18 protein-coding genes are annotated in these 16,828 nt (G+C 38.9%); 3 read left to right on the forward strand and 15 right to left on the reverse strand.

All coding sequences use genetic code 11. From position 1 onward, the window contains the following. Window positions 1–23: 23 nt before the first annotated feature. Genes NRE15_RS07625 through NRE15_RS07635 form a run of 3 tightly spaced genes read right to left on the reverse strand, consistent with a single transcriptional unit; the run spans window position 24 to window position 2,589 of the window. Entirely contained in the window at window positions 24–1,325 is a 1,302-nt protein-coding gene (locus NRE15_RS07625) for a pyrimidine-nucleoside phosphorylase (RefSeq protein WP_313792297.1), read from the reverse strand. A gap of 27 nt (window positions 1,326–1,352) precedes the next feature. After that, the gene (rpiA, locus tag NRE15_RS07630; RefSeq protein WP_313794967.1) at window positions 1,353–2,030 is read right to left on the reverse strand and encodes a ribose-5-phosphate isomerase RpiA; all 678 of its coding nucleotides are present in this window, start codon (window positions 2,028–2,030) and stop codon (window positions 1,353–1,355) included. A 13-nt stretch (window positions 2,031–2,043) separates the two neighbouring features. Next, a complete protein-coding gene (locus tag NRE15_RS07635) occupies window positions 2,044–2,589 on the reverse strand; it encodes a flavodoxin domain-containing protein (RefSeq protein ID WP_313792298.1) in 546 nt (181 codons plus the stop codon). 173 nt (window positions 2,590–2,762) lie between these two features. Here NRE15_RS07635 and NRE15_RS07640 point away from each other — a divergent pair, with 173 nt between their 5' ends. After that, a complete protein-coding gene (locus NRE15_RS07640) occupies window positions 2,763–3,428 on the forward strand; it encodes a CpXC domain-containing protein (protein ID WP_313792299.1) in 666 nt (221 codons plus the stop codon). Between the two features lie 81 nt (window positions 3,429–3,509). Here the strand turns inward: NRE15_RS07640 and NRE15_RS07645 are convergent, their stop codons facing one another. The 10 genes from NRE15_RS07645 to tsaE all read right to left on the reverse strand — a co-directional run bounded on the left by NRE15_RS07645 (window position 3,510) and on the right by tsaE (window position 11,770). Further along, entirely contained in the window at window positions 3,510–4,469 is a 960-nt protein-coding gene (locus NRE15_RS07645; RefSeq protein WP_390887120.1) for a glycosyltransferase family 2 protein, read from the reverse strand. Between the two features lie 36 nt (window positions 4,470–4,505). After that, complete coding sequence (locus NRE15_RS07650) at window positions 4,506–4,901, reverse strand: GtrA family protein (RefSeq protein WP_313792301.1); 396 nt, start codon at window positions 4,899–4,901, stop codon at window positions 4,506–4,508. 141 nt (window positions 4,902–5,042) lie between these two features. After that, the gene (locus NRE15_RS07655) at window positions 5,043–5,417 is read right to left on the reverse strand and encodes a hypothetical protein (RefSeq protein WP_313792302.1); all 375 of its coding nucleotides are present in this window, start codon (window positions 5,415–5,417) and stop codon (window positions 5,043–5,045) included. Window positions 5,418–5,613: 196 nt separating this feature from the next. Continuing rightward, complete coding sequence (locus NRE15_RS07660) at window positions 5,614–6,684, reverse strand: ABC transporter substrate-binding protein (RefSeq protein WP_313792303.1); 1,071 nt, start codon at window positions 6,682–6,684, stop codon at window positions 5,614–5,616. Then, a complete protein-coding gene (locus tag NRE15_RS07665; RefSeq protein WP_313792304.1) occupies window positions 6,685–7,506 on the reverse strand; it encodes an ABC transporter permease in 822 nt (273 codons plus the stop codon). Continuing rightward, complete coding sequence (locus NRE15_RS07670) at window positions 7,506–8,318, reverse strand: ABC transporter permease (RefSeq protein WP_313792305.1); 813 nt, start codon at window positions 8,316–8,318, stop codon at window positions 7,506–7,508. Before NRE15_RS07670 ends, NRE15_RS07665 begins: the two co-directional genes overlap by 1 nt. Window positions 8,319–8,329: 11 nt before the next feature. Then, window positions 8,330–9,421: an ABC transporter ATP-binding protein gene (locus NRE15_RS07675; protein ID WP_313792306.1), complete on the reverse strand. Its 1,092-nt coding sequence runs from the start codon at window positions 9,419–9,421 to the stop codon at window positions 8,330–8,332. Window positions 9,422–9,698: 277 nt separating this feature from the next. Continuing rightward, window positions 9,699–10,604 (reverse strand): UDP-N-acetylmuramate dehydrogenase, encoded by a 906-nt coding sequence (gene murB, locus NRE15_RS07680; protein WP_313794968.1) that lies wholly within the window; start codon window positions 10,602–10,604, stop codon window positions 9,699–9,701. A 144-nt stretch (window positions 10,605–10,748) separates the two neighbouring features. Further along, window positions 10,749–11,288 carry a GNAT family N-acetyltransferase gene (locus tag NRE15_RS07685; protein ID WP_313792307.1) on the reverse strand — a complete coding sequence of 180 codons (540 nt, stop codon included), beginning with the start codon at window positions 11,286–11,288 and terminating at the stop codon, window positions 10,749–10,751. A 17-nt stretch (window positions 11,289–11,305) separates the two neighbouring features. Further along, window positions 11,306–11,770 carry a tRNA (adenosine(37)-N6)-threonylcarbamoyltransferase complex ATPase subunit type 1 TsaE gene (tsaE, locus tag NRE15_RS07690; RefSeq protein WP_313794969.1) on the reverse strand — a complete coding sequence of 155 codons (465 nt, stop codon included), beginning with the start codon at window positions 11,768–11,770 and terminating at the stop codon, window positions 11,306–11,308. Between the two features lie 225 nt (window positions 11,771–11,995). Between tsaE and NRE15_RS07695 the strand changes: the two genes are divergently transcribed. Then, window positions 11,996–12,562 (forward strand): DUF4430 domain-containing protein, encoded by a 567-nt coding sequence (locus NRE15_RS07695; RefSeq protein WP_313792308.1) that lies wholly within the window; start codon window positions 11,996–11,998, stop codon window positions 12,560–12,562. A gap of 106 nt (window positions 12,563–12,668) precedes the next feature. Here the strand turns inward: NRE15_RS07695 and pta are convergent, their stop codons facing one another. Next, window positions 12,669–13,661, reverse strand: coding sequence for a phosphate acetyltransferase (gene pta / locus NRE15_RS07700; protein ID WP_313792309.1), 993 nt, complete (start codon window positions 13,659–13,661; stop codon window positions 12,669–12,671). A 30-nt stretch (window positions 13,662–13,691) separates the two neighbouring features. Further along, entirely contained in the window at window positions 13,692–14,717 is a 1,026-nt protein-coding gene (locus NRE15_RS07705) for a DUF4349 domain-containing protein (protein ID WP_313792310.1), read from the reverse strand. 302 nt (window positions 14,718–15,019) lie between these two features. Between NRE15_RS07705 and NRE15_RS07710 the strand changes: the two genes are divergently transcribed. Next, window positions 15,020–16,627 (forward strand): DUF1002 domain-containing protein, encoded by a 1,608-nt coding sequence (locus NRE15_RS07710; RefSeq protein ID WP_313792311.1) that lies wholly within the window; start codon window positions 15,020–15,022, stop codon window positions 16,625–16,627. The last annotated feature ends 201 nt before the right edge of the window (window positions 16,628–16,828 follow it).

The raw sequence follows: 16,828 nt of genomic DNA on the forward strand, positions 1-16,828 counted from the left end.
ATATCGCATGCTTTTTTAATTGTTTAATCTGTAATCACTTTGTGAATTAAGGTTGGTGCTTGCGCATGGTCTTTGATTTCAAAGGCATGGTTTAGCTTTTCAATGACATCATCCACGTTTGGACGGTTAGCGTGGATGGTTAACAGGGCATCACCTTGTTCAACTTTATCGCCAACTTTTGCGTGTAAAACAATCCCAACCGCTGGGTCGATGGTATCTTCAAGGGTTTCGCGTCCTGCGCCCAACATCATAGCGGCTTCACCGACTTGGTTAGCTACCCAATTGGCTAAAACGCCGCTTTCAGGAGCTTCAAACGGAATTTGGTATTGGGCTTGAGCCAGTTTTTCGGGGTGGTCGATGACAGAGGCATCCCCGTGTTGGGCTTCAATCATTTGTCGGAATTTGGCTAAGCCTTCACCGTTATCGATCTTACTTTGTAATAGTTGGCGGCCTTCTTCAAGATTATCAACCGCTTGAGCTGCCAATAGCATTTGCGCCCCTAGGACCAGACACAATTCTGTCAGGTCAGCCGGTCCTTTACCTTGTAAGGTTGCGATGGCTTCTTTGACTTCCAGTGCATTGCCGATGGCGTAGCCTAAAGGTTGATTCATGTCTGAAATAACCGCAAGTGTTTTGCGGCCTAGCTGCTGGCCAATTTCAACCATCAGATGGGCTAATTCTTCGGCCTCTTCCACGGTTTTCATAAAGGCACCGGCCCCTATTTTCACATCAAGCACAATTGCATCAGCTCCGGCGGCAATTTTCTTACTCATAATCGAGGATGCGATGAGAGGTGTCGATTGGACCGTTCCCGTCACATCGCGCAAGGCATAAAGTTTTTTGTCGGCTGGAGTTAAGTTCCCCGTTTGCCCAACGACGGCCACTTTATTTTTGTTAACTAATTCAATAAATTCTTCAATCGGTAATTCATATTCAAAGCCTGGGATGGCTTCTAATTTATCAATCGTGCCACCAGTATGACCTAATCCGCGGCCACTCATTTTTGCGACCGGTACACCACAACTGGCGACTAAGGGGGCTAGAACCAAGGTGGTTGTATCTCCCACACCACCGGTGGAATGTTTATCCACTTTTATGCCTTCAATAGCGGATAAATCAATCTGATCACCACTCTCAGCCATCGCAATCGTTAAATAGGCGGCTTCCTCATGGGTCATACCTGTAAAATAGACGGCCATCGCAAAAGCACTCATTTGATAATCAGGGATGCTACCATCTGTATAGCCCTCAATAATAAAGCGGATTTCCGCTTCGGTCAGTTCGTCATTATTTTGTTTTTTTGTAATTAAATCTACCATTCTCATCGCTTGGACTCCTCATCAACCATCAATTTAATGTTTATATGTTACAATTTCGCCCGCATCATTCACAGCTAGAATAATGTCAGGATAATTAATAAATAACCCATGCTCCACCACGCCCACTAAATTTTTCAATTCAAAGGCCGTTTGTTGCGGGTTGGGGATCTTTTCAAGATGCAAGTCAATAATATAATTACCTTGATCCGTAATAAAGATCGAATCAACCCCTTTTTTTCGAAAGGTTGGATGCATCCCTGCTTGATCAAATTGGCGGAATAGCTTCCAACTGCCATATTTTACAATTTCTACCGGCAAGGGAAAAGCCCCTAAGGTATCCACGATTTTTTCTTGGGTAACAATCCAAATGATTGTTCGGCTGTGTTGAGCCACAATTTTCTCCATTAATAAAGCCCCACCGCCACCTTTGATCCCAGAAAATTCGGTGGTACATTCATCGGCACCATCAACTAAGACATCGATATGGTTCACTTCATCAATATCGACGACGGGAATGCCTAATTTACGTGCTTGATCTTCTGATTGTTTTGAAGTGGCTACGCCGACAATATTGGCTAATGTACCTGCTTGAAAACGTAGGCCAAGCTCATCAATAAACCAATAAGCCGTAGAGCCTGTTCCTAGACCTACAACCATACCATCTTCAATATAGTCTGCCGCTTTACGACCAACAACTTCTTTTGGATTAATCATGTCTACCTCCTTATGTCTCGTCCGATTGCTGTAATTGTTTCACATAATTGATCAGGGGGGTGATGGTTTGTTCATCATGCACATCAAGTGTCGTACCATACCGTTCCAATAAATCAATTTCTTCTTGTTTTAAATTAACAAAATCAACTGAAGAATGCTGACTAATCGCATCTTTGGATAGCGTATCCATTAGACTTAAGCGTTTATGCGCAATGGAACCTCGAAAATGATAAAATCTAACCTTATCTAAAATATCTGCCTTAAAATTAGATCGCAACAGACGATTAAAATCAGTTAAGGCAGGGTTTGATAAACCAACCGTAAATAAAATCCAATTTTTATCTGGATAGCTTTCAATCCAATGCTGATATAGGGCTGCTTCTATGATTTGTGCTTCTAAAATACAGGCTCCCAGAATAACTGTCGCATAGTCATCAATTGACTCCGTCTTAACTTCTTTACTATCGACAGCTGAGCAATTTAATTGCAGTCCAATTTCTTTGGCATATTTTTCTGTCGACCCATAAGTTGATCCATAAATAACAATCGTTTTCATCAGCCACCTCCGTTCAATGCGTTTACATGACTAGTATAACATATTCGATTTATAATGCCCCTATGAGTATCGTTTTTTTTGCATATTTTTGTTATACTAACATTGATGTGGCACTTTTTTATCTGCAAATACCAGCCTTTCGTTTGCCTCATCCCACAAGGAGGAGATATTTTATGACACAAACCGTAAATTTAACCTGTCCCGTATGTAACCATCAATCCACACGCCAAGTCAATGCTGCGATTAATGCTAAAACGCACCCTCATTTAAAACAAGAACTCTTAGAAGGCAAAACCTTTTTGTATGAATGTGAACAATGTGGCGCGCAACGTGTGATTAACTTTCAAATGTTATACCATGACCCGGATCAACGGCTCTTAATCTACTTAGCCCCAGGTTATGTTAACAATAAAGAACAAACGTTAGAAATTTTGGATGATTTGAAAAATAGACAACCTGTTTCTTTAGATAATTATCATTTACGCATTGTCTTAAGTGGGGCCGAGCTACTGGAAAAAATCCAAATTTTTGACCAACACTTCAATGATTACGAAGTCGAACTGGTCAAATTGTTAACAGATGGAATTTTCTCGAAAGAAAAATCGGGTGAAACCGTTAAAGCTCGCTATTTCTACATGGATCCTAAAAGTAAATCCGCTAAGATTATGTACACAACCGATTCCCAGCAACTTCTCGTGGACTTTCATCAATCCTTGCTTGACTTCGTCAAAAATAAATTCAAAAAAGAATTACAACAACCCCAACGCGGGGAGTTCCAACTGGTCAACTACACTTGGGCCATCGAAACCGTTAGTAAAGACACCAAAAAAGATCAATAATCCAAAACATCCGTAGGCCGCATGCCTCCGGATGTTTTTTAATCAATATCCCCATTTATGACTGACTTTTACCACCGATATTTATTTAGCTTGAGGGTTTGAGTCGGGGAGTTTACTTTCTTTAATGATATATAGCGGACGATGTTTGGTTTCATTGAAAATTTTAGCAATATATTTACCGACAATTCCTAGACTAAGGAGCTGCAGCCCGCCCATGCCAACCACCAAAACAGCTAAGGATGGCCAGCCCGGTGTGCTATCTCCAAAAATGAGGGTTTTGACGATAATATAAATACCATAAATGACAGCAAACAGGAAGGTAAATAAGCCAACGTAACTCGCAATCGTCAAAGGCGCATCCGAGAAACTAATCAAACCTTCGATGGCATAGTTGAACAGCTGGGTAAATGACCAGGAGGTATTACCGGCTGAACGTTCCACATTTTCATACTCCAAATAAGCCACGTCAAAGCCCACCCATGAGAAAATCCCCTTTGAAAAACGATTACTTTCGGGCAAACTTAACACAGCATCAACCACTTGGCGGGTCATTAAACGATAGTCACGCGCACCTTCTTCTAACTTGACATCGGAAATACTATTATTTAAACGATAATACATTCTAGCAAAAAAAGAACGGACCGGTGGTTCGCCATCCCGATTCACGCGGCGCGTAGCCACCACATCGTAGGGTTCATGTTTAATTTTGTGATACATTTCAATCAACATGGCTGGTGGATCTTGTAAATCCACATCCATAATGGCAACGTAATCACCTTGAGCATACTCCAAGCCGGCCATTAACCCAGCTTCCTTGCCAAAGTTGCGTGAAAAAGAGAGGTAATACACACGGTCTGGGTATTGCGCTTGTAAAGTTTTGATATTGGCTAGCGTCTTATCTTTTGAACCATCATTAATAAAAATAATTTCTAAGAAAGCTTCAGGTAATTGGTCTTGGACCTCCATGATGGCTTCCGTAAATATACTGACGGTTTCTTCTTCATTGTAACAAGGGACAACGAGAGTTATTCTATCTTGCACGGGCATGGGCCACCTCAATCATAATAGTGTGTAGGGTTAATCTGTGGAATGATTTTCTAAAAATATCTTGCGGCTAATAAAGTTAAAAGCCATAACGACAACTGTGACTAATATTTTACTAAACATGACCGGTAATTGTCCAAGGTCAACGGCTAGATACATCAAAAAATTAGTTAAAATCAAACCTAAAAGGCTTAAAATAAGGAAGACCGTAAATTCTTTTTGTTTTTGATCAGCTTGATACTTGCTGACAAAGACAAAGGACATACTGGCCCAATAATTAAAAATAGTTGAAATGATAAACGCTAAGGTGGTGCCGACTAAATAATTCATACCTAACATATGATAACAAATATATAAAACGACGAAGTCAATCGCCGTTGCTAAGCCGCCGACAATCGCAAAGCGAAATAATTGTAGAAATGATTTCATGACCTATCCTCTATTTACTTTTCTTAATATACTTATTGTAGCATACACCCTAAAAGTGTGCGTTTCAAATTTATCGCCCATTCTTTATATAAAAAAAAGACAACCTTTAAAGGTCATCCTTAAATAAATATCACTGCAACTCTACATTTGAACCCTTGTATTGACTTCCCCCGTGACGCGGTATTTGCAAGCCCACGTTTCAGTTAAATTGCTGGTTTGAAATTCAAATGCAATAATCCATTCACCGGCAGGAATATTTCCCGCTTTGGTCTCAATCCCTGATTTAGCTTCATCTTGGTGAATGACAATCTTCCGTTGGTTCTCGATTGCTTGGTATTCAGCCCTTAAATTATACAAACTATCATACACTAAGACAAAATTAATAGGATTTTGATTAACCTCAATGAAAATAGTGAGCCCTATTAAATTATCAGGCACATGAATGCGTTCAATCATAAATTTTTTGTCCGTTAGCTGATTAGGTGTAATTTCGATGATTTGTTCCGCTAATTGCATCATTGCCCTCCTTGTGATTTATTATTATCATCATACCAATCTTTTATGAATTTTATCCCATCATTATTGTAAAGGTTATGTAAAGTTGTTAAAAAGGCATACGCCATTCGTTTTTTAATAAAAAAGATACGAACCTTCATTGAAAGTTCGTATCTTGGCTGATTTCATTTTATCCTTAAGAGATGTGCAGGGGGATTTATTTAGGTTGCATTTTAATATCTAAGTATAAATCATTGTATTGAACCAGTTTGGCTTGACCTAAACCACGGTAAACTTCCAGGCGATCCATGGTTTCTTGTGAGGGATACCAGGCTTCGTTACTAGTTATTTCAGGGTCCATCAGTTCAAGGGCTGCCGCATTGGGTGTTGAGTAACCAATATATTCGGCGTTTTGTGCAGCGATTTCTGGATCCATCAAATAGTTAATTAAAGCGTAGGCACCTTCTATGTTTTTAGCATTTTTTGGAATCACGACATTATCAAACCAAAGGTTTGAGCCATCTTCGGGAACGACATAAGCAAGATCTTCGCGTTCATCCATAGCAGTTGCGGCTTCCCCCGAGAAAGTAATCGCTATAGGTGCTTCATCTTGAACAATGTGCATTTTAATTTCATCAGCTGCCAAGGCAATGATGTTTGGCATCAGTGACTTTAATTTATCTGTCGCTTCTTGCAAACGAGCATCATCTGTTTCATTTAACGAATAGCCTAAAGATTGTAAGCCAATTCCCATCACTTCACGGGCACCATCATAGATCATAATTTGATTACGGTAGGCTTCATCCCATAAATCATTCCATACCGTTAAGGAACCTTCTTCAATTACACTGGTATTATAAATAATCCCGAGCGTCCCCCAAAAATATGGCAGGGAGTATCTATTGCCAGGGTCAAAATCATGGTTTAAGAAGTCTTCATCAATATACTGTAGATTAGGCAACTTTTCATGATCCAATTCTAAGAGAAGGTCCTGTTCCACCATATATTCCACCATATATTCACTCGGTACAACGATATCGTAAGTTGTCCCACCTTGTTCAACTTTAGCGACCATCGCTTCATTGGAATCAAAGGTTTCATAGACGACACTATAGCCTGTTTCCTCTTCAAATTGGGTGATAATATCTGGGTCAATGTAGTCACCCCAGTTGTAAAACACAATCGAATTCGAAGAAATGCCAGAAACGGCTTCAAGGTAGCTGCGTAGACCAAACATTAAACCGACCATCACTAAAATGGCTACAGCGGCTCTAGCTAATCCTTTCATCTACATCACCGCCTCTTCTTTTTTGATGTTAGCGGCTTTGCGGTTTTGTTCGCCTACTTGTAAATAGTAATAGCCAACCACTAAAATCAAAGCTACGATGAACATCATGGCACTTAAGGCATTTATTTCAAGGCTAATCCCGGTTCTAGCCCGCGAATATACTTCAATCGATAGGGTCGAAAAGCCGTTACCTGTAACAAAGAAGGTTACCGCAAAGTCATCGAGTGAATAAGTAAATGCCATAAAGAAAGCCGCCTGAATTCCGGAAGTGATACTTGGTAAAATAACACGACTTAAAATTTGACGGTGGTTAGCGCCTAAATCTAGGGCTGCCGTCACCATGGAGGGACTCATCTCGTATAAACGCGGTAAAATCATCAAGACACAAATTGGCACACTAAAGGCAATATGGCTAAGTAAAACGGACCAAAAACCCAAAGGCACAGGAATGATGTAAGAAAACAGAATTAAGAAACTTGCCCCCATCATAACATCAGGTGTCACCATCAAAATATTATTTAAATTTAAAACCGCAGAACGCGTACGTTCACTCTTAAAATAATAGATAGCAATCGCGCCAAAGATACCTATGACCGTTGCAATCAAAGCAGATAGTAAGGCAATGATGAAGGTATTTAAAATAAATGTCAGTAAACGCGTGTCTTCAAAGAGGGTTTGATAATGTTCCCAAGTAAAACCGGTGAACTCTGTCATATCGCCACCTGCATTGAAGGAATAGTAAATTAAATAAGCAATCGGGATATACATGATTAAAAAGACAAAAAAGATATATAAATTGGACCATTTAAAGGTTTGTTTCATTAACGTGTCCCTCCTTTAGCTGAGCGTTCACGTGTAAGTAACATAACTATAACCATAGAAACCATTAAAACAACGCCAATGGTTGAACCCATCCCCCAGTTTTGCGTCACTAAGAAATGTTGTTCCACAGCGGTTCCCAATGTAATGACACGGTTTCCGCCAATTAGACGGGTTAACATAAAGAGGGATAACGAAGGGATAAAGACGGCTTGAATCCCACTTCTTACCCCACGCAAGGATAAGGGGAAGATGACCCGGCGTAACGTTTCCCATTTTGAAGCACCTAAGTCATTACTTGCCTCTATTAATGAATCAGGAATTTCATTGATTGAATTGAAAATCGGCAAAATCATAAAAGGTAATTCAATATAGGCCGCAACGACAATAAAGGCTGTATTGGTAAATAGTAATTGTACACTACCAATGCCAATCGCTTCTAAAAATTGATTGATTGGACCTGTTCGACCTAATAACCCAATAAAAGCGTAGGTCTTTAATAATAGATTGATCCAAGTTGGTAAAATAATTAGTAACAACCACAACTGTTTATGCTTGGTTTTTGATAATAAATACGCCATCGGATAAGCTAACAAAAAAGTCGCCAAAGTCACTAAAAAGGCATATAAAAATGAATTGGCTGTCATGCGAATGTAGTTGCCTGACGTAAAAAATTGCACATAGTTATCTAAAGTGATGCGGTTATTAATGTCAAAGAAAGACCGATAAACCAATAAAGCTAACGGTGCAATAACGAAAAATCCAATCCATAAATAATAAGGTATCGCAAAAGTATTATTTTTTTTTGTTTCCATTATCCTGCCTCCTAGTCTTCATATTGCTCTAGGCGGGCATCAAAATCTTCTTCCGATTCATTTAAACGCATAACATGGATCGAATTGGGATCAAAACGTAGACCAATTCGAGACCCTACGGCTACTTTACCCGTGGTGTGGGCCATCCACTCATTCCCATCTTCATCATAAGCAATCAATTCATTAAATACGCCTCTGAATAGTTGTGAATCAACTTTAGCAATCAGCTGGCCATCTTCAGGTGTTGTAAGGATGACGTCTTCTGGACGAATAACGACTTCAACGTGCTCATTAGCCGGGATACCTGCGTCCTCACACTCAAATACTTTACCGACAAATTCAACTTTATAATCCTCAATCATTTTGGCTGGTATAATATTACTCTCACCAATGAAATCAGCCACATAACGATTGATAGGTTCGTCATAAATATCATTAGGTGTGCCTGATTGGACGATTTCGCCTTCTTTCATGACATAAATCCAATCGGACATGGCTAGTGCTTCCTCTTGATCATGGGTGACGAAAACAAATGTAATCCCCAAACGTCTTTGCAATTCACGTAATTCATATTGCATATCCGTTCTTAGTTTTAAATCTAAGGCAGATAATGGTTCGTCTAAGAGTAATACTTCTGGCTCGTTGACTAAGGCGCGTGCAATCGCAACCCGTTGTTTTTGTCCACCTGACATTTCAGAAATATTCCGATTTTCAAACCCTTTTAGTTGAACTAACTGCAATACATCATTAACTTTTGTTTTAATTGTATCTGGATGGACTTTCTTAACCGAAAGTCCAAAAGCAATATTGTCATAAACATTCATATGCGGAAAAAGTGCATAATCTTGAAAGACTGTGTTAACCTTCCGTTTATTAGCTGGTATGCTTGTTACGGCTTGATTATCTAAATAAACTTCACCGGATGACGCCTCTGTAAAGCCGGCAATTATTCGCAATATGGTTGTCTTTCCACAACCAGATGGACCGAGTAAGGTATAAAATTTCCCTTTTTCTAGCTCCATATCAATCTTTTTTAACACTTGTGTGTCATCATAGGTTTTGGTTACACCCTTTAAAACGACACTATAATTTTGATTTTGCATGTGCATTCTCCTTTATGAATGTTTGTCAATTATTGACCCCTTTGATCCCGATTTGTAAAAGCAAAGACTCTTACGAGAATGAATTATATCAGTTAATTTTTTGATTAACAATCAGTTGGCGCGAATTATTTTTTAGTTGTTGTGTTTCCTTAGCGATAGGGACTAGTTTAGCTTGCCGACAGCGTTGACGCACAGAGAAAGATAGTTGGTTTGGCTACACACAAAAACCGAGCATCACTGTTTTAGCAGCAATGCTCGGCTTTCTTCTTAATTTGATTTATATGACTTCTTCCCCAATGATACGGACTTCTGTTTCAAGGCGTACTTGGTTGAGATCCCAAATCGTTTTCTGAATAAATTCAATGAGTTGTACATAATCCGTAGCGGTAGCACCAGCGATATTGACAATAAAACCGGCATGCTTTTTAGAAATTTCAGCGCCACCAATGCGATAACCTTGCAAACCTGCTTCTTGGATGAGTTGCCCGGTAAAATGTCCGACAGGGCGTTTAAAGACGCTACCACAAGATGGATATTCTAAGGGTTGTTTGCTACGCCTTAAATCCATTAAATGAGCCATATGTTCACTCATCGCTTGATAGTTTCCATCTTTCAAAGCAAATTTCACCGCTAATATAATATCATCATTCGTTTGAAAAATACTGTAGCGGTAAGAAAATTCACAGTCTTCGTTGCTATAACGTTTAATGTCCCCTTGTGGAGTGACAACTTCCACCCACTCAATAACCTCAACGACTTCGCCACCATAAGCCCCTGCATTCATATACACAGCTCCACCAATACTACCAGGAATACCGCAAGCAAATTCTAGACCACTTAATTCATGTTCTAAGGCTAAGTAGCTTACATCAATTAAAGCCGTGCCGCTTTCAGCAATAATTACATTTCCATCAACTGTCACTTGCTTCATTTCAGTTAAAATCAGAACAATTCCTCTAATGCCACCATCTCTTACAATTAAATTACTCGCATTACCTAAGATGGTTAAAGGAATACCATGGTTACGTACCCAATTGGTTACTTCAACAACTTCCGCTCTTGTCTTGGGAAAGACAATTGCGTCTGCATTGCCGCCAGTTTTTGTGTAAGTGTAGTTGGATAATGGTTCATTTAATTTAACATTTAAATGAGGCAACTCATTTACTATTCGACTTAATTCCATCATGAAATTTATAGCTCCTCATAAAGTGATACTCATTTATTCTATGAAAAAAATCTAAGGTTGTAAAGGAGATAATTCATTAAAAAATTCCAATTATTTTAGAATTAATTAATAAATCACTGCCAACCCTAGATTTTTAGCTATTTATAAAAGGCGTTCCATCACGAAAGAATTATAATAGCGATAATCAACTTTGAGTCGATTGCTTAATTCTCCGACAATTTTAAACGCAAATTTTTCATAAAGCGTAATTGCGCGTTTGTTTTCTACAACAACTTCTAGAGTAATGACTTTTAAGTTAACCTCTTCAGCAAAATCAATCATCGCTTCCATTAACATGCTCCCGATGCCATAACCCCAATATTCTTTGATAATACTCACACCTAATTCTGCTACATGACTTTGTTTATAGGCATCAAAAGCAGCAAGATTGGCGATACCCACTAATTGATCATCAACTTCGGCAACGAGCATAATACTCGTTGGAGCGACCTCAAACCGTCGAATTAAATCAATTTCTTTTTGTAAAGATATGGCAATACCACGTTCATCAAAAGTAAGATAATCTGATTCTTTACCGATTTCACGATAAAGTGCTAAAATGGCTTTGGCATCGTTGGGACTTGCTTGTCTAATTATTACATCGACTTCTACTTCATGAAATTGATCCGCATTGTGCACCATAGTGAAATTCCTTTCTATCAATTTAACCATTGTTTCACGATTTGATGATAAGGATGATCAACTGAACCTATAACTTCCACTTGAATCGAACGCGCCTGGTCATCTTCTAGTGGTGTAAAATTTATCTGAATGTAATTTTCTGGCAAAAAATCTGCCATAAATCTTGCCCACTCAATCATAACAATGGTTTTATCATGCATTAAATAGTCAAAATCAACTGTATCTGCTCCACCTTCTTCAAGTCGATAGGCATCAATATGGACAAAACTCGCTGAATCATCCAGGGGATACTCGCGCACGATGGTATAGGTGGGACTTTTAACCGCTCGTTGAATCCCCAATCCTTTTGCGAAACCTTGCGCAAAAGTTGTTTTGCCACTACCTAAATTCCCTTCAAGAGTAACAACAGAACCGAGGGGTAATAGTTTGGCTAGTTTAGCCGCTAAAGCTTGTGTTTCATTTTTGTTGGATACCGTTAAAATAACCTTTCCCTACTTTCATCATAAATATCTCTTCATCTTATTGTATCGAAGTATCGACGCGCTTACAAATATTGTGTTTGCTTATCTATTATATTAATAATTCATTTCAAAAATGGTTTGAAAGAAGGCCGATAACATAGCGAAATATTTGACTTTACGACTAATTATTGATAAATTAGTTATATCATTATTACAAGTCTTTATAACTGTATGGAGGTAATATGAATGAAAAAAATTTTAAAAACGATATCCATTCCTTTGATTGCTTTATTCTTAGTTGCATGTGGCGATCAAGGAACTGAGACAACTTCAGTAGAGTCACAAGCACCTGAATCATCCGTTGAGTCTGCCGCCGAAAGTGTATCCCAGGAGCAAACTGAATCAGTTAGTGAAGCGTCAGATACAACGAGCGCTGAAGAATCAGACGCTGTTTCAAGCGAAGATAACGGTGATGAAGCAACCAGCCAAGCAGGTATTACATTTACATTATTTGTTAATGGCGAAGAAACAGCTAGTTTCGTAGCGGTCGATAGTGATGGCTTATCTGTCATGGAGGCCATGGAATCCATTGAAGATCTAGAATTTAACTTCAATGAAGACGAAGGTGTCATCGATGAAATTGATGGAATTGCTAACGACTATGACACAGGTGAAACATGGACTTACTTATTAAACGGAGAGTTTGCTGAGTTAGGTGTTGTTTCACAAACACTCAGCGAAGACGACGTAGTTGAATGGTACTATGGTACTATCGATGAAATCCCTGTTAACATCGTACCAGCCGAAGAATAATTTAACTAAATATCCCTGATTTTAACCGAGGTTATCAACGACCTCGGTTTTTTTATATAAAAAAACCGCCCAGAGGCTTCTGGACGGTGATATTTATTAATTTGAATTATTTGTTTTGTAAAGATTGATTAGCAGTAATAATGCCTACTTTATAGACATCTTCTTCTACACAACCCCGTGAAAGGTCTGAAACAGGTTTATTCAAGCCTTGTAAGATTGGGCCTACCGCTTGGTAACCACCTAATCGTTGTGCAATCTTATAGCCAATGTTGCCTGATTGTAGATCTGGGAAAACAAATACGGAAGCTTTACCAGCGACTTTGTTACCAGGAACTTTTTGAGCAGCAACAACTTCTGAGTAGGCTGCGTCGAATTGGAATTCACCATCAATTAAGTATTCTGGAGCTAGTTCTTGCGCAATGCGTGTTGCTTCGGCTACTTTGTCTACTTCTTCAGAAGTAGCTGATCCTTTAGTTGAGAAACTTAACATAGCTACGACAGGTTCGATATCAAACATCTCAGCGGTTTTAGCTGTGTCAACAGCGATTTCAGCTAATTCTTGTGCATTTGGATTAATGTTAATGGCACAGTCAGCAAAAACTAGTTTTTTGCCATCATTTTCTTTAGGAATCATGATAAAGGCACCACTTGTCCGACTCACACCTGGTTTTGTTTTAATAATTTGAAGCGCTGGACGTACTGTGTCACCGGTTGAATAGACAGCACCACTAACTAAGCCGGCAGCTTTATCCATATACACAAGCATGGTTCCAAAGTAAGCACGGTCTTTTAATAATTCACGGGCTTGTTCTTCGGTGGCTTTGCCTTTACGGCGTTCAACGAATGCGGCAACCATTTCAGCCATCGCTGCTTCATCGTAGGTTAATGGATTGATTATTTCCATGTCATCAAGTGTCCAGTTATTTTCTCTAGCTAATGCTTTTACTTCGTCTTCATCACCTAATAAAATTGGTTGTGCTAATTTGTCGCCATGTAAACGCACTGCTGCTCCTAAAACCCGTTTGTCATTCGCTTCTGGAAAAACGATCGCGATTTCTTTGCCTCTAATTTTCTCTGATAATTCCGTAAACATATCCATTGTTAAGTTCCTCCCAAAACTGTCATACTTTTAGTTTACATCTTTTTCGTCGTTATGCAAGTCTTTTGTTGAATTATTTGATGTTTCTTTTGATATTTCTTTGCGTTCCTGTACTATACCATTTGAATTATCTGTTACAATCTCTTTTTCTGTTTCCACTGTTCTTTTACGGTTTTTGCGTCTACGTCTCACAAATGGATGGATAAGTAAGAAATATAAACCAATTATTATCAATAATAATAAGTAAGGCAAGAAATAAATCACAGATAACAAAGCCTCTTGTAATACGATAATTGTTTGGTAGCCTGTATCAACCAAGGCGTCTTTAATTCTGTCCCAAAAACTTTGATTGGTTGTTATACCGTCATCTAAGCGACGTACTTCACGCAATTCAATCGTAATGGTCGAATCGTTCACTTGATCTTCTAGCGTTGCTTGTTCACTTAAGAGTTGGTCTCTTTCAAGAATTGCTTCTTCGACACTGTATTGGATTTCAATGATATCTGAAATTAAGGTTGCTTCATCTAACAGATCATTAAGGCGGCCAATTCTTGCATCTATGGATTCGATTCGTATATCTAAGTCGGTCATTGAACGTGTCACATCTTCAGAACCTCTCGAGTTTTGAACAACTTCTCCAATGCCCCCACTAGTTAATGTTGCTAAAGCTTCTTCAAATGACGCTTGGGGTACGCGTAGGGTTAAACTCAAGGTGTGGAGACCCCGATCATCTTGATAGTAGTTTGATGAGGTATATTCATTTTGGTATTGAATATAGGCATCACTGTTCCCAATAAAATCAAATAACTGTTGTTTAGAGCTTTCATAATCGACCGTTTGTAAGCCAACATAAGCTGTATGAATTAAATAGCGATTATCCTCCGGACGTGCCTCATCATAATAATTGGCATCATCATCCAATTGCACATCTGTGACATTCCGATTGGCAGTTTCCTCATACGTAGTAGGTGTCGTCATTTCGGTTTCATTGGGTGCCTGTTCCCCACATGCAGCCAGAAATAAAACGCCTGCTAGTACAATCATCCATTTTTTCATTTTTTAGCCTCCTTAGACTATAAAATTTACCCTTTTGGCTGTCATTATTATACTATGTTGACCCATTAAAGCCTAATGATAACCATAAACCCCTTCAATATAAATAAATATTATTTATACTAAATAGTATTATAAAATTTATACTTGAATTTTATATTCGTTACATCTTCATAGAATATTCATTATTTTCTATCTTTTTATTCATTGCTTAATATTTTTTATATGTTAACATGTAAATGTAACATATGTAACGTAATTGAAATATATGTCACGAGAAAATCATTTTAAAGGAGATTTATTATATGAAATTATTCAAATCATTGACAGCCATCGCTCTTGGAGGGCTACTTATTTCCGTTCCAATGTCTAACATCTTAACAAATACCCCCTTGGAAAGCGTTTCAGCTCAAAGTTCTACCACTCAAGGACAAACCCTTGTTGCTTTAGGCAGCTCTTTGACTGACAGTCAAGCACAACAAACGTTATCTCTTTTAGGTGCTAATGATGTTTCTAGTGATAAAATTATTACAGTTAATGGATCGCTTATTAATGAATTTTTAGCGGATGGTTCTACCGACAGTACGCCCGTCTATTCAAGTGTCGCCATCGAACCGCGTGGTGAAGGATACGGTGTCCAAGTGCAAATATTAACGCCAGCTAATATCTTATCCGTTAGTTCTAAGACTTATCAAAATGCAGCCATTACCGCGGGTGCTTCTAATGTCTTGATTAAAATCGCTGCGGTTGAACCGGTAACAGGTGAAGGTGCTTTAACGGGAGTCTATAAATTATATGAATCAACTGGTCAACAGTTAAGTTCCGCTAATATTGAATTAGCTCAGAAAGAAATTTCGTTGATTGAAACCATTAAAGTTGAAACAGGTTTAGACGAAGCAGTCATTAATCAAATTCAATCATTAATTAAACAAGCAATTAGCGAAGAATTAGCGGTTAATGGTGAGTTGGCTGATGAGACCGTGATTAGTCTAGTCAATCAAATCTTAACGGAACAAGGTGTGGCGCTTGATTCGAATGAAGCAGCGAAATTTATTGAATTTGCTCTTGAATATGCTCAGTCGGAAGTGGCTTTAGATGACGAAACGGCTCAACAAATCGAAGATTCGACGACTGATGTGTGGTCCGTTGAAAGTGCGATTGATTTTTGGGAGGCCTCAGTGTTAAATTATGTCGGTCCCGAAATTGGTACGTATAATCGCGCTAATTGGAGCCAATATGCGTATGAAGGGTTGAGCGAAGAAGCCATTGTCTTGTATCTAACGAGTGAAGATGGTCAAGGTAGTTATTGGAATTTTATTCGAAATAACTCTGGGAGTGTCAGTATTTTTCAATTTTTAGGGGATGATTCTTTCCCAGATGTCCCTTTTCATTCTTATTTAGTCAATGCCGATGATTTTAGTATGATTGAAGACACTCCTGTTAATTCCCGTGAAGGAGAAAATAATGGTGCATCCTGGTCCGGTGATAAATATCAGCAATTAGTGGCGTTTATGGATGACTGGGGTGACAGCATGGGACAATATTATGAAGATTACAATTTAAATCAGACGATCAGTATGTATGGTATTTCATTCCCGGATGAAGTCATCGATCTGTTATCAGTGAATGACGTGGCGGTGAATGCTGAGTGGGTCGAGTATGCGCCGCTTGACCCTGAAAGTGATTTTTATGTAGTGGCTGCTTTTACTGACAAACAATATATCACGGATAATATTGAGGGCTATCAGTTCCCACATTTCTACTTGTTTGGGTTTGATCTGGAAGGCACGCCTATGGTTGTCCATAGCCAACAAAACCAAGGTATGCCTGATGGCTTGATTCATTTTTACTCGACTGAAAATGCCGCTTTGCAAGCTGGGTTTGAAGAGATTGCGTATAGTAGTTGGGATTAGGTTGGAAGTTGGGCTTAATTGTGTCGCCTAAGGAGAGCTTGGGTGGATGGCTGTTATTTATAACCGTTATCCACTTTTTTATTAGCGCGAGGCAAGTTCGATTGATGTTGTCGCACGCGGGTGGAGCGTGAGACAAATTTGTTTGATATTGTCGCGCGCTAGCCCTTTTTCTTGTTGTCGCGGTTCTTCCCGCATTTCCGA

Origin of the sequence: Fundicoccus culcitae (assembly GCF_024661895.1) — a bacterium.
GTDB lineage: Bacteria > Bacillota > Bacilli > Lactobacillales > Aerococcaceae > Fundicoccus_A > Fundicoccus_A culcitae.

Excerpts from the sequence above, each read along its gene's own strand:
- NRE15_RS07625 (WP_313792297.1), bottom strand. The coding sequence starts at position 1,325 with ATGAGAATGGTAGATTTAATTACAAAAAAACAAAATAATGACGAACTG.
- NRE15_RS07635 (WP_313792298.1), bottom strand. The coding sequence starts at position 2,589 with ATGAAAACGATTGTTATTTATGGATCAACTTATGGGTCGACAGAAAAA.
- NRE15_RS07640 (WP_313792299.1), top strand. The coding sequence starts at position 2,763 with ATGACACAAACCGTAAATTTAACCTGTCCCGTATGTAACCATCAATCC.
- NRE15_RS07650 (WP_313792301.1), bottom strand. The coding sequence starts at position 4,901 with ATGAAATCATTTCTACAATTATTTCGCTTTGCGATTGTCGGCGGCTTA.
- NRE15_RS07655 (WP_313792302.1), bottom strand. The coding sequence starts at position 5,417 with ATGCAATTAGCGGAACAAATCATCGAAATTACACCTAATCAGCTAACG.
- NRE15_RS07660 (WP_313792303.1), bottom strand. The coding sequence starts at position 6,684 with ATGAAAGGATTAGCTAGAGCCGCTGTAGCCATTTTAGTGATGGTCGGT.
- NRE15_RS07665 (WP_313792304.1), bottom strand. The coding sequence starts at position 7,506 with ATGAAACAAACCTTTAAATGGTCCAATTTATATATCTTTTTTGTCTTT.
- NRE15_RS07670 (WP_313792305.1), bottom strand. The coding sequence starts at position 8,318 with ATGGAAACAAAAAAAAATAATACTTTTGCGATACCTTATTATTTATGG.
- NRE15_RS07675 (WP_313792306.1), bottom strand. The coding sequence starts at position 9,421 with ATGCAAAATCAAAATTATAGTGTCGTTTTAAAGGGTGTAACCAAAACC.
- murB (WP_313794968.1), bottom strand. The coding sequence starts at position 10,604 with ATGGAATTAAGTCGAATAGTAAATGAGTTGCCTCATTTAAATGTTAAA.
- NRE15_RS07685 (WP_313792307.1), bottom strand. The coding sequence starts at position 11,288 with ATGGTGCACAATGCGGATCAATTTCATGAAGTAGAAGTCGATGTAATA.
- NRE15_RS07695 (WP_313792308.1), top strand. The coding sequence starts at position 11,996 with ATGAAAAAAATTTTAAAAACGATATCCATTCCTTTGATTGCTTTATTC.
- pta (WP_313792309.1), bottom strand. The coding sequence starts at position 13,661 with ATGGATATGTTTACGGAATTATCAGAGAAAATTAGAGGCAAAGAAATC.
- NRE15_RS07705 (WP_313792310.1), bottom strand. The coding sequence starts at position 14,717 with ATGAAAAAATGGATGATTGTACTAGCAGGCGTTTTATTTCTGGCTGCA.
- NRE15_RS07710 (WP_313792311.1), top strand. The coding sequence starts at position 15,020 with ATGAAATTATTCAAATCATTGACAGCCATCGCTCTTGGAGGGCTACTT.